This window comes from Massilia sp. Soil_C_3 (assembly GCF_057657035.1).
Map to the genome: position 1 here is coordinate 344,068 of NZ_JBDGJG010000001.1, position 11,946 is coordinate 356,013.

Below are 11,946 nucleotides of genomic sequence, written 5' to 3' on the forward strand. Positions count from 1 at the left end.
AGTTGCGGTGCCTCATGGATGGCGCGCTGCGTGGCGATAGGCTGAAGCCGAGCCTATCCCCGCCATGCCGCCATGCCGAGTCCGACCTTCATCTTCCTGAACCACGCCGGCTTCCTGCTGCGCACCGACCATGCGCTGCTGCTGGCCGACCCTTGGCTGGACGGCACGGTGCTGAACGATGCGTGGAGCCTGCTCGACCGTTCCACCAGTACCGCCAGGCTGATCGCCGAGCTGAATGCGAGCGGCTTGCCGGTGTTTATCTGGTGTTCGCGCGCCCAGCCCGACCGCATGTCGGCGCCTTTCCTGCGCCGCTTTCGCGCCGAATTCCGCGGCATCGCCACCTTCCTGTATCGCCAGGGTCGCGACTGGCGCCTGCAGGGCGAACTGCGGCGCAACCGCTTCGCCATGGCCGAGTGCCGCGACGGGCAGCCGCGCACCCTGGCGCGCGACCTGCGCCTGACGGCGTTTTCCAACGGCGAAGGCGACTCGTATTGCCTGGTCCGCTGCGGCCGGCGCACGCTGCTGCACCTGGGCGAGCGCGCGCTCGCCACCCATGCCGCCTGCCGCGCCGCCGCCGAGCGCCTGCGCAAGGCCAATGACCGCGTCGATGTGTTGTTGACGGGCTTCGCCGACATGGCCTGGTGCGGCAATCCCGACAATTTTTCCCGGCGCGAAGCGGCGGCCGAGCAGGGCATCGAACGCCTTGCCTTGCAGGCCGAGACCTTCAGGCCGCGTCTGATCGTGCCGGTCGCGTCCTTTGCCCGCTTCAGCCGGGTCGACAATGCCTGGCTCAACCACGGCCGCCGCACGCCGCTGGGCGTGCTGGAGGCGCCGCGGCTGGAAGCGCAGCGCGGCCTCATCCGTTTCTTACAGCCGGGCGCGCGCTTCGACCTCGAATTCGACAGCCCGGCCAGCCTGGCGGCCCGGCACGAGCAGGCGCTGGCGCACTGGATGCGCTGCTGGCGCGACCGGCCCGAGCCGCTGGCGCGACCGGCCCGGGCGACGGTGGCGGAGTTGAAGGACGCTTTTCTCAGGTATCGCGAGCGGGCGGGGGAGCGGTTGCACGGCTTGCCGCGGCTGCTGGAGCGCTTGCGCCTGCTGCGGCCGCTGGTGCTCGCGTTGCCCGATCTGCGGCAGACGCTCGAGTTGTCCTACCTGCGCGGCCTGCGATTGCTGGCGCGCGATGCGCCCGCCGATGTGGCGATGTGTTCGGGGACGGCGCTCTACCTGCTGCGGGCGGAGGATGGGTTCGATACGACATATGCTGGCGGGTGTTTCTGGGTCATGCGCGGCAGCGGGCTGTCGACGTTCGGGCGATTCTTCTTGCCACAGCGGATGGGAAGGAGGGGATTGGACCGGCAGCGGCCTTGGGCGACTGGAAGCATGTTGCTGCGGGCAACAGTGGAATGGCTGGTGCAAGGTATTCGAGGTGCTTTGCGTTAAAGGAACTTACTTTGTTGACAAAGATGAATCCTTGATCGTCGAGGCAGCGGTCAATAGCCCTATGTGCGCAGGTCTTGTTGACTCGTAAGTGCAGCGAGGACACCGGCTCGTTACCGTCTTCTCTCCTGCGCTTGAGAGAGGGTAAAAGCAAGGAAGATCACGAGCAGCACTGTGATGAGTGAGTCTGCAAAGCTCTTTTCGTAGAAAAGAAAAACGGAGGTTCCCGCGATAGGGACGCAGAGCAGAAGGAAAACGATCATTGTCATTGCAGACCAGATCCTTTCCGTGACTGGCACGAAGGAATCGGCGATCGGATCGAGAAGAGAAGTGATCGTTTCCGCAAGAAGAAGCAAGGGTAAATAGAGTGCCGCTGCAAACAAGAAGAAAGAGGCTTGAAGATAACTTTTGCTTACTGAGATATTAGGTAAAGAATCTCCGATGAATCTCGCTTGACTGAGCAGCAGTTCGTTATTCGTAAATAATGCCTTGAATAACGGAGGCATCATGATCGATAGGTAAAGCGCGAGGAATGTAGTGCAATAAAAAATGAACTTACGTGCCCCGCCTTCCAGTGCTTCGCGGTTTTATCGCCGGTGGTTGGACGAAGATTCGTCCCGCGAAATCGCGGGACGCGAGGGGGGAGGAGTAGGCGCTGGGCGACTAGTCCGTTGCTTCCAAAGCCAGACGAGGCCAGCATATATGAAGGAGGCAACGAGGCTCAGGAAAATAGTCCAAAGATCATTTGCCATATACCTAGTTAGTAGAGTTTGTCTAACTTTACGTTAAGCCCCGCGTGCCGAAGCACCATGATCTGGCGCAAACAGGCCCAGAGGGGGCTCTCCAAGCTTGCTGAATGAAAACAGAGTGATTGTCGAACTTGCTCATGGATTACACCACCGAACCCAGCTTGAAGATCGGCAAATACATCGCAATCACCAACCCGCCAATCAACACCCCAAGAATCACCATGATGAGCGGCTCCATCAACGACGACAGCGCCGCTACCGCCTCATCGACTTCATCCTCGAAGAAATCCGCCACCTTGCCCAGCATCGCATCGAGCGACCCCGACTCTTCGCCGATCTGCACCATCTGGATCACGAGGTTCGGGAACACGTCCGCATTCTGCATCGAGGCGGTCAGGCTGGTGCCCGTGCTGACCTCGTTCTGGATCTTGCGCGTGGCTTCCAGGTAGACCGCATTGCCCGACGCCCCGCCGACCGAGTCGAGCGCTTCCACCAGCGGCACGCCGGCCGCGAACATCGTGGCCAGGGTGCGGGTCCAGCGCGCGATGGTGGCCTTGCGGATCACGCTGCCGAAGATAGGCAGGCGCAGCAGCAGGCGGTCCATCACCTGCTGCATCCTGAGCGAGCGGCGCCAAGCCTGGAAGAACAGGTACAGCCCGGCGAACAGCGAGCCGAAGATGACGTACCACCATGCCACCACGAAGTCCGAGATCGCCATCACCACCACGGTCGGGGTCGGCAGGTCGGCGCCGAAGCTCGCGAACACCTGCTTGAAGGCCGGCACCACCCAGATCATGATCACGGCGGTGACGATCAGGGCCACCGCCAGGATCGCGATCGGATAGGTCAGGGCCGACTTGATCTTGCCCTTGAGCGCTAGCGTCTTTTCCTTGTAGATCGCCAGGCGTGTGAGCAGGTCTTCCAGGATGCCGGCCTGTTCGCCGGCGCCGACCAGGTTGCAGAACAGCGGATCGAAGTACAGTGGGAACTTGCGAAAGGCGCGGTTGAGGCTGGTGCCGGTCTCGACGTCGTTGCGCAGATCCTGGATCAGCTTGGCCATCGACGGGTTGCTGTGGCCCTTGCCGACGATGTCGAACGATTGCAGCAGCGGCACGCCGGCCTTCATCATGGTCGCGAGCTGGCGCGTAAACATGGTCAGGTCCTTGTCCGTGATCTTGCGCCCGCTGCGGTAGACCTTCTTCTTGACCTTGGTCACCATGATGCCCTGGCGGCGCAGGGTCACGTTGACGATCGCCTCGCCGCCGGCGCGCACTTCGCCGCGCACGACGCGGCCTGTCTTGTCCTTGCCTTCCCAGGCGTACACGTTCTCCTTGACCTGCGCGCCGCGGCTCTTTGGTTGGTGGGAAGTTGCCATGTATTCGTGTTCCTGTTTGCAGTTTGACTGCGGTCTTATTCGTTGGTGCAGCCAAGCACTTCTTCAACGCTGGTCAGCCCCTGTTTCACTTTCAGCAGGCCCGAGCGGCGCAAGGAGTTGACGCCTTCCTTCTCGGCCTGGGCCGCGATTTCCATGGAATTGCCATTGGCCAGGATCAGTGCCTCGATACTAGGGGATATCGGCATGATCTGGTAGATGCCGACCCGCCCCTTGTAGCCCGAACCCAGGCAGCGGTCGCAGCCGACCGGGCCATACGGCCGCCAGTCGCCGTCCAGGTCGCTCTCGCGGTAGCCGGCGGCCAGCAGGGCCTCGCGGCTGGTCTCGAGCGGCTGCTTGCAGCCGCACAGGCGCCGCGCCAGGCGCTGGGCCGTGATCAGGATCACCGACGAGGCGATATTGAACGGCGCCACGCCCATATTCATCAGGCGCGTCAGGGTCGACGGCGCATCGTTGGTGTGCAGGGTCGAGAACACCATGTGGCCGGTCTGGGCGGCCTTGATCGCGATGTCGGCGGTTTCCAGGTCGCGAATCTCGCCGACCATGATGATGTCGGGATCCTGGCGCAGGAAGGATTTCAGCGCCACCGGGAAGGTCAGGCCGGCCTTTTCGTTGACATTGACCTGGTTCACGCCCGGCAGGTTGATCTCGGCCGGGTCTTCCGCGGTCGAAATATTAATTCCTGGCTTGTTCAGTAGATTCAGGCAGCTGTACAGCGACACGGTCTTGCCCGAGCCGGTCGGGCCCGTCACGAGCACCATGCCGTAGGGACGGGCGATCGCGTCCAGCAACAACGCCTTCTGGTCCGGGTCGTAGCCGAGCGCGTCGATGCCCATCTGGGCCTGGGTCGCGTCCAGGATACGCATCACGGTCTTTTCGCCGAACAGCGTGGGTAAGGTGCTGACACGGAAATCGATGGCGCGCGTGGCCGACAGGATCAGCCGCATCCGGCCGTCCTGCGGCACCCGCTTTTCGGCGATGTCCAGCCGCGCCAGCACCTTGATGCGCGACACCAGTTTTTCGCGGATCGACAGCGGCGGCGAGGCGTGGTCGCGCAGCACGCCGTCGACCCGCAGGCGGATCCGGTAATACTTTTCGTAGGGCTCGAAGTGGATGTCCGACGCGCCCGTCTGTACAGCGTCCATCAGGATCTTGTTCAGGAAGCGCACGATCGGCGCGTCCTCGACGTCGCTGGCGGCCTCGGTCGGCGTTGCCGACTGCTTGTCTTCTTCGGCGAATTCGATCTCGGCGTCGTCGCCGGCCAGCTCGCTCAAATCCTGTTCGGCGCCCTTGGCGATCGCGGCCAGCAGATTCAATAGCGCGTCGTGCGGCACGATCACCGGCTCGACCGTCGCCTCGCTCTGGAACTTGATCTGGTCGAGGGCCTGGGTATTGGTCGGGTCGGACAGCGCGACCGACAGCTTGTTGCCGCGCTTGGCCAGCGCGATCACGCGCTGGGCCTGCATCAGCCTGGCGTCGATGGCGCTGGGGGGCAAGAACTCCGGCGCGAACGCCGACAGGTCGAACAGCGGATAGCCGAAGGTCTCGGCGCAGAAGGCGGCCAGCGCGCGCGGCTCGATCGCGCCGCTGGCGAGCACAGCGTCGATGAAGGCGGTCTTCTCCTGGACCGCCTTCTTGTGCAGCATGTCCGCCTGCGCGGCGCTCAGGCGATTGGCCTGTACCAGCGCGCGCGCCAGGCCCGACAGTTGCGTGCCGGTGGTCGTGTTGGGGAGGACTGCTGCCATATGCGTCGTGTGTGGGAACCTCAGGGGAAACGACAAGGGCGCCGGGCGGGCCGGCGGACCAAGGGATGATGCCTACAGGCACTAACTTTGTAAAGGATTTGGTGCTGCTCAGATGCGTCCATACCACGTGGACGAATTGGCATTCCGGGCAGGATCGCCCGGAATTGATGGGCCGGTATTGCGGTGCTTCGAGTACCAGGCGTTAAGCGCGCTGAAACAGTCTTGGCAAAGCTTTCACGCTCGTGGTCGGTTCGGAAACCTGCAGCCTGAACACCGCCAGCGCCTCGGTCAGCTGTCCGGTCTGGCCCGTCAGCGATTCCGCCGCCGCCGATGCCTCCTCGACCAGGGCCGCATTCTGCTGGGTCATCTCATCGATGCTGCCGATCGCGCGGCCGATGTCTTCGATGCCCGCATGCTGGCGCGCGCCGGCATCGGCGATCTCGCGCATGATCAGCTGCACCTTGCGCACCGAGTCGACGATCTGTTCCATCGTGGCCCCGGCTTCGCCCACCAGCGCGCTGCCGGCGCCGACCTTCGCCACCGAGTCGCCGATCAGTTCCTTGATTTCCCTGGCCGCCGCCGCCGAGCGCTGGGCCAGGGTGCGCACTTCGCTTGCCACGACCGCGAAGCCGCGGCCCTGTTCGCCGGCACGCGCCGCTTCCACCGCCGCGTTCAGCGCCAGGATATTGGTCTGAAAGGCGATGCCGTCGATGGTCGCGATGATGTCGACGATCTTCTTTGACGACGCATCGATGTCGCCCATCGTTGCCACCACATTGCCCACCACCTCGCCGCCGCGGGTGGCGATGCTGGTGGCGCTGGCCACCAACGCGTTGGCCTGGCCGGCGCTGGCGGCGTTCTCCCGCACCGCGCCGGTCAGCGCTTCCATCGCGCGCGTGGTGCGGTCCAGGTTGGCGGCCTGCGATTCGGTGCGCTGCGCGAGGTCGGCATTGCCGCTCGCGATCTCGGTGCTGGCGCTGGCGATCGTGTCGGCCGAGTTCTTGATGCCGGCCACCAGCGTCGCCAGGCGCAGGCGCATCTCGTTCAGCGCGACCAGCAGGCTGTCGCTGTCGCCTGGCTCGATCCGGATGTCCATCGACAGGTCGCCGGCGGCCACCGCCTGCGCGATCTCGCGCGCGTAGGCCGGCTCGCCGCCCAGCTGGCGCCAGATGGTGCGCACCACGAACCACGACGTGATCGCCAGCGCGGACAGCACCGCCAGGGCGCTGGCGACCATCGCCACCAGCGTGTTGCGTACACTATCCTGGCTGGCGGCAATGCCGGCCGCGAACTGGCGCTGGGCGCCATCGACGGTCTTGGCCAGGTCGGCGTTCAGGGACGCCAGCGCCGCCTGCATCTTGCCGACGGTCGCTTGCGGGTCGCCCTGTTCCATCTCGAGCATGATGCGGGCCGACGACAGGGCAGGCGCGTAATAGGCATCGAATTCTTGTTTGAGGCGTTCGCCGGTGTCCGCATGGCCGGGGATCTGGCCGAGCTTGTCGAGGTCGGCGCGCACCTTGGCCGCCTGTGCGCCGATCTGCTCGATGCGCGCCTTGTCGCCTTCGGTGACGGCATCGGTCAGCCCTTCGGTGACGGCGGCGATGTCGAGGGTGACGGCCTTGACGGCGTCCATCAGCGGATAGTCCACGGTCTCGGTGGTGGTGATCGATGCCAGCGCACCGTTCGCGATCGTCACGCTGGCGCCGGCCCCGAGGCCGAAGATGATGGCGGAAATGACGGGCAGTGCCCAGATCCTGCGCTTGATGCTCATAGTGTTCTTCCGGATATGCGGGACCCGCCGAACGGCGCTTGCCGCGGCGGGTCGACCGGGCAGCCGCGGCAATGCCGGCTGCCTGTATTGCGCTTACTGCGCGGTGTGGACGACCTTGACGGTCGCGTCGACCGCGCTCTTGTCGATATAGCCGATCGCTTTCGGGTTGGCGGCGACGGCGGCCTTGACGGCGGCGCTGTCGGCGACTTCCTTCGGCATCGTGGCCTTGCCGGTGAACACCAGCTTGGACCACAGGGCCTTGACCTGGGCCGTGTCCTTGTCAGCCACTTTCTTGTAGAAGTCCGCGCGGATCGGCGCGCCATCCGGCTGGTCGACGGGCGTCATGGCTGCCGATTTACCGAGGAAGAACTGGGCGATCTGCTCCTTGGTCATGGTGGTTTCGGACGCCTTGGGATTGACGACCACGACCACCTGGGCCAGCGCCGGGACGGCGGCGAAGCCTGCTGCCGCGCATGCGGCAAGAATCCATTTATGCATGCTCGTCCCCTCAGAATACGAAGTCGAGGGCCACCGCGCCCACGGTCACCGGACCGGAGAAACCGGGCTGTGCGTTGATGAACAGACCGTTGCCGCTTGGCTTGATGCGGTCGACCTGGACCTTGAGCGCTACCGAGCTGGCGAAATCCCAGCGTACGCCGATGGTGTCGGTGGTCTGCTCGCCCTGGCCCACGCCTGACACCGAGATGCGGCGCACGCCGCTGCCCAGCTGCAGGAGGGTCGGGGTGCAGGCCGCGGGATAGCCCGCTGGGCAGGCCGCAGGCACGGTATTGTTGATGGTGCTGTCGATCTTCAGTTCAGACCGCGTGTAGTAGGGCAAGAATTTGCCGATGCGGTAGCCGCCCATCACGTACCACGAGGTGGTGTCGTTGATATAGGTCTCGGTCTTGCGCTTGGCGAACTCGGTCTGGAGCACGAAGTTGTTCCAGTCGGCGGTCAGGCCAATCGAATTGAAGGTGCCCTTGGCGTCCTTGGCTTCGATCTGGCCTGCCAGGTCGGTCAGCTGTGGCAGGCGATAGCCGGCGCCGGCGGCGCGCAGCGAACCGACCAGGGTGTTGAGCGACGCCAGGTCGTCCACCGTGATCTTGGTGCGGGCGTGGCCGAGGCGCAGGGTGAACGGGCCGTTCTCGGCCACGACGTTCAGCGCCAGGATGTCCTTGCCGCGCACGTGGAAGTTGCCGACCGGACTCTTGATCTTGCCAGCCGCCAGTTGCGAGGTGATGGTGGTGTTGCCGTAGTCGTGGCGCCAGGTGATGTCGGCGCCGTCGACGCTGTTGAACGGCACTTGCGAGTACAGCTCGGATGGTGGACGCAGCATGGTGTTGGCGTAGCCGACGTTGCGGTAGTCCGAAATCATGAAGATCGGCAGGCCGACGCGGCCGACGCGCACGCTCAGGTCGTCCGAGATGCGGAACTTGGCGAACGCCCAGCTCAGTTCGGCGCCGTAGTGCTCTTCGGCGTCCTGGCGCACCAGGCCCTGGGCGGTCAGCGACAGCCAGTTGTTGACGGTGTAATCGGCTTGCAGGCCGAGGTTGGAATCGACGCCGGTGCGGACGTTGTCGGCGGCGCCGCTGGCCTGGTTCGGCCGGCCGAACTGGGCACGGTCATCGTCCGACCAGGTGAGGGCGGCGGTGCCGAAACCGCTGATCTTGACGGCGTTATCTTGCGCGTGGGCCATCGCAGGGACGACCAGGGGGAGCGCCAGCAGGCTGGCGAGAATCTTTTTGTTCATTACGGAGGTGTGACTGAATCTGTGACGTGAGCTGCTAGGGAAGATGCGCTTGCAAGGGCAGCAGGCATGAGCGCTGGAAATTATTCTATCCAGCAGGTAATTTTCACGGCAACAGATTTATGACAATTGGAGACACTTTGAGATGTAAAGACTTGTTTTGTAGCTGAATTGACACATAGCGTTGTCAGCTTTAGTTCCACCAATGACAAGTCGGGCCCGCCGTCGGTAATCTGGCCTGGACCGCTTCGTGGACGATCCCGGCGCCAACCGCCTCCTCGGCGGTATAGATGCGGGCTTGGCCGGTCAGGTGCGGCCTGATGTCGGTTTCATGGCCTGCTTCACGCGTGGCCTCGCGGAAGATGCTGGCGTAGCGGTCGGCATCGAAATCCAGGCACTCGCGCCATTCCGATACGCGCGCATGGTCGGCCGCCACCAAGTTGCCAAAACCCCAGTGCATCGGATGGATCAGGAAGCGCGTGCCGGGGCAGGCATAGCGCTTCTGGCCGGCCAAAAAGATCACCACGCCGACCGATTCGACGCTGCCGATATTGTGGGTGGTGAGCGGGATCGGCAAGGACTTCAAGAAGAAGTAGAGCGCGAAGCCGGCCGTCATATTGCCGCCCTCGGTGGACATGTGCAGCGCGATCTCGGTCGCCCCTTTTTGCAGCGCCTCCAGGCAACAGTTGCGCACCGTGCAGGCTGAGTTGTGGTTGATCGGGCCGATGAAATGAACGATATGCAATGCCATGGTGCTCGCGCTCCAGCAATGTATTACGGATACTCAAGCATAGCGATTATTGTCAGTACGGCGCGTCCTCTTCGACCGGTGCAGGTTCGGGCCCGCACTTGAATTGGGTGTGGCGTGGGGTGATCTCGATCCGCCTGCCATCGATCTCGAGATCGGTCACCGCCGGCGCGACGGCCCGCAGCTTGCCTGCGCGCAGGGCATCGAGCAGTGGCGCGCAGTCGGCAAGGCCAGGGGGCAAGGCGCCGGCGAATTCCCATGCGCCGTCATCGCCCTGGCGCAGGACGGCATTGCCGTGGTCGGGGGCGCCAAGCAGGATGACTTCGGACCGGGCGTCGCCGCCGAGGTCGATCACGAACGCGTCGCAGATGGCGCCCTGGCGCTGCAAGCAATAGGGCAGGTACAGGTGTTGCTTGAACTGCCGCCAGTCGAACGCCGCGAAACCGGCGGGCAGCTGGGTACCGGCCGGCCAGACCCGCAGGTTGTCGGCCACCTTCAGGTCTGGGACGGGTGTGCCGGGTTGCTGCAACTGGCGCAGGCGTGCCAGTTCCGTCCGCAGCCAGCCGGCGTCATCTCCCGTGGCGCTCTTTTCCAGCTGCGCGATCGCTTCGCGGCCAAAGCGCGCGCCATGGTGGTACAGGTAGGCGACATCGAGCTGCGGGAGCTTGATCTGGCCGCTGGTCAGGCGCGCCATCTGGCTGTTGACGGCGATGCGGCCTGGATCGAGGACGGGCGACAGCAGCAGGGCCAGCACGGCCAGCACCACGAAGGCGGCGGCGATATTGACGCCCGCAAGACTGCGCAGCCAGCCGCGGCGCAGCGCCGCGGCTGCATAGCCACCGGCATAGCAGGTCGCGACCAGCAGGCAGGCGGCGGCAATGACGCGGTCGGCCGACCAGCCGTGGCCCGCGACACGCAGCGCGAGGGCATAGGCGGCGAGCAGGGTCAGCGGCACCAGCAGCAGGCAGGCGATGCGCGCGGAGATGGCCAGCACGCGCGCCGGCGGGCTGGCGCCGTCCTGGTAGGCGGCATTGATCAATATGACGAAGGCCGCCGCGGCGCCAAGCATGCTGCCGGCGGCGCTGCGGGTGGCCCACAGCGGCTCTAGGCCGGTGAACGGCAGGCTGGCCAGGAAGCCGCCCACCAGCAGCGTGAGCACCGGCAAGATCCAGGACAGCAGCACGTGCAGCAGGTTGCGGATGCCGCGCACAATGGCGGGCTTGACGTCGGTCAGGTGCATCGGCACCGAAAAGGCGAAGGCGGTGACGGGAATGAAGAACCAGGGCTTGCCGATGGCCCAGCTCAGGAAATTCAGTTTGACCAGGTCGAACAGCGCGGCGCCCAGCTGCAGCACGAGCCAGGTGGCGCCGACGAACACCAGGCAGAACAGGATCTGCAGGTTGAGCTTCCAGGCAACCTCGAAGTAGCTGGCGTAGGCCGCGATGCGGCGCCTCTCGCGGCCGGCCGCCAGCACCAGCGCATGGGCGATGAAGAAGCCGACCGCCAGGCAGAAGGTGAGCACGCCGGACGGCTTGCCGCCATCCCACTCGGTCCCGCCAAGCCGGCGCCACATATCGTAGGCGGCCAGCAGCGTGATGACGACGACCGCGCCCAGCGCCCACGCGGTCAGCCGGCGGTGCGACAGCTGGCCCAGGCCGCTGATCAGGATCACCGGCAGCAGCAGGCCGAGCATGGCTAGCGGCCCGAACAGCAGCGGGGCGGTGGCCGGCCAGGTCTTGTCCTGCGCCGCCGTGTACAGCAGGTAGAGCAGCAGGCCCTGGGCCAGGCCGATGACGATGCGCGTGGGGCCGAGCCAGGTCGGGACGAGATCGTCATCGCCGGACGAAGGTGAAAGAGAAGCGGCGGGCGCGGGCTGCTGCATGGCGTCAATCCTTGATCGTGGTCTTGATGAGTATCTTACTTCCGATCAATGCAGAATGACGCCCGCAAGTCTGCTAGCTGCCGCGATAGGTCGAATACGACCACGGTGTCATCACCAGCGGCACATGGTAGTTCTGGGCGGGGTCGGCAATGCCGAAGCCGAGCGCGATGCGGTCCAGGAAGCGGGGAGAAGGCAGGTCGACGCCGCGCGCCGAATAATAGTCGCCGGCATGGAATACCAGTTCGTACTGGCCGGCCTGCAGCGCGGACCCTTCCAGCAGGGGTTCGGCGCAGCGGCCGTCGTCGTTCGTCAGCGCGCTCTTGAGCAGCGTGCGGCCGTCGGCGCCGATCGCGTACAGCTCGACCCGGATGCCGGCGCCGGGACGGCCGTGGGCGGTATCGAGTACGTGGGTGGTGAGTTTTCCCATCGTGGTCCTTGTCAGCAGGTGTAGGTGGAAGCCCATCATAACGC

The 11,946-nt window shown here is 64.7% G+C and carries 10 protein-coding genes; 1 reads left to right on the forward strand and 9 read right to left on the reverse strand.

Annotated elements, in window-relative coordinates; genetic code table 11:
- Positions 1-72 precede the first annotated feature (72 nt).
- Positions 73-1,443 (forward strand): hypothetical protein, encoded by a 1,371-nt coding sequence (locus AC3A6F_RS01600; protein ID WP_487678218.1) that lies wholly within the window; start codon positions 73-75, stop codon positions 1,441-1,443.
- A gap of 110 nt (positions 1,444-1,553) precedes the next feature.
- Here AC3A6F_RS01600 and AC3A6F_RS01605 read toward each other — a convergent pair whose 3' ends face one another.
- The 9 genes from AC3A6F_RS01605 to uraH all read right to left on the reverse strand — a co-directional run bounded on the left by AC3A6F_RS01605 (position 1,554) and on the right by uraH (position 11,902).
- Entirely contained in the window at positions 1,554-1,949 is a 396-nt protein-coding gene (locus AC3A6F_RS01605; protein WP_487678219.1) for a hypothetical protein, read from the reverse strand.
- Positions 1,950-2,331: 382 nt separating this feature from the next.
- Positions 2,332-3,564, reverse strand: coding sequence for a type II secretion system F family protein (locus tag AC3A6F_RS01610; RefSeq protein WP_487678220.1), 1,233 nt, complete (start codon positions 3,562-3,564; stop codon positions 2,332-2,334).
- A gap of 35 nt (positions 3,565-3,599) precedes the next feature.
- Positions 3,600-5,327, reverse strand: a complete 1,728-nt coding sequence (pilB, locus tag AC3A6F_RS01615) for a type IV-A pilus assembly ATPase PilB (protein WP_487678221.1) — start codon at positions 5,325-5,327, stop codon at positions 3,600-3,602.
- A 202-nt stretch (positions 5,328-5,529) separates the two neighbouring features.
- Complete coding sequence (locus AC3A6F_RS01620; RefSeq protein WP_487678222.1) at positions 5,530-7,098, reverse strand: methyl-accepting chemotaxis protein; 1,569 nt, start codon at positions 7,096-7,098, stop codon at positions 5,530-5,532.
- 93 nt (positions 7,099-7,191) lie between these two features.
- On the reverse strand, positions 7,192-7,596 hold the full coding sequence (locus AC3A6F_RS01625) for a hypothetical protein (RefSeq protein WP_487678223.1): 405 nt from the start codon (positions 7,594-7,596) through the stop codon (positions 7,192-7,194).
- Between the two features lie 10 nt (positions 7,597-7,606).
- The gene (locus AC3A6F_RS01630) at positions 7,607-8,848 is read right to left on the reverse strand and encodes a hypothetical protein (protein ID WP_487678224.1); all 1,242 of its coding nucleotides are present in this window, start codon (positions 8,846-8,848) and stop codon (positions 7,607-7,609) included.
- 190 nt (positions 8,849-9,038) lie between these two features.
- A complete protein-coding gene (locus AC3A6F_RS01635) occupies positions 9,039-9,596 on the reverse strand; it encodes a ClpP family protease (protein WP_320472901.1) in 558 nt (185 codons plus the stop codon).
- Between the two features lie 52 nt (positions 9,597-9,648).
- Positions 9,649-11,475 carry a DUF4153 domain-containing protein gene (locus tag AC3A6F_RS01640; RefSeq protein ID WP_487678225.1) on the reverse strand — a complete coding sequence of 609 codons (1,827 nt, stop codon included), beginning with the start codon at positions 11,473-11,475 and terminating at the stop codon, positions 9,649-9,651.
- Between the two features lie 73 nt (positions 11,476-11,548).
- Positions 11,549-11,902: a hydroxyisourate hydrolase gene (gene uraH, locus AC3A6F_RS01645; protein WP_487678226.1), complete on the reverse strand. Its 354-nt coding sequence runs from the start codon at positions 11,900-11,902 to the stop codon at positions 11,549-11,551.
- Positions 11,903-11,946 lie beyond the last annotated feature (44 nt).

Bases quoted from the DNA above. Each gene is read 5' to 3' on its own strand.
- AC3A6F_RS01600 (WP_487678218.1), top strand. From the start codon at position 73: ATGCCGAGTCCGACCTTCATCTTCCTGAACCACGCCGGCTTCCTGCTG.
- AC3A6F_RS01605 (WP_487678219.1), bottom strand. From the start codon at position 1,949: ATGATGCCTCCGTTATTCAAGGCATTATTTACGAATAACGAACTGCTG.
- AC3A6F_RS01610 (WP_487678220.1), bottom strand. From the start codon at position 3,564: ATGGCAACTTCCCACCAACCAAAGAGCCGCGGCGCGCAGGTCAAGGAG.
- pilB (WP_487678221.1), bottom strand. From the start codon at position 5,327: ATGGCAGCAGTCCTCCCCAACACGACCACCGGCACGCAACTGTCGGGC.
- AC3A6F_RS01620 (WP_487678222.1), bottom strand. From the start codon at position 7,098: ATGAGCATCAAGCGCAGGATCTGGGCACTGCCCGTCATTTCCGCCATC.
- AC3A6F_RS01625 (WP_487678223.1), bottom strand. From the start codon at position 7,596: ATGCATAAATGGATTCTTGCCGCATGCGCGGCAGCAGGCTTCGCCGCC.
- AC3A6F_RS01630 (WP_487678224.1), bottom strand. From the start codon at position 8,848: ATGAACAAAAAGATTCTCGCCAGCCTGCTGGCGCTCCCCCTGGTCGTC.
- AC3A6F_RS01635 (WP_320472901.1), bottom strand. From the start codon at position 9,596: ATGGCATTGCATATCGTTCATTTCATCGGCCCGATCAACCACAACTCA.
- AC3A6F_RS01640 (WP_487678225.1), bottom strand. From the start codon at position 11,475: ATGCAGCAGCCCGCGCCCGCCGCTTCTCTTTCACCTTCGTCCGGCGAT.
- uraH (WP_487678226.1), bottom strand. From the start codon at position 11,902: ATGGGAAAACTCACCACCCACGTACTCGATACCGCCCACGGCCGTCCC.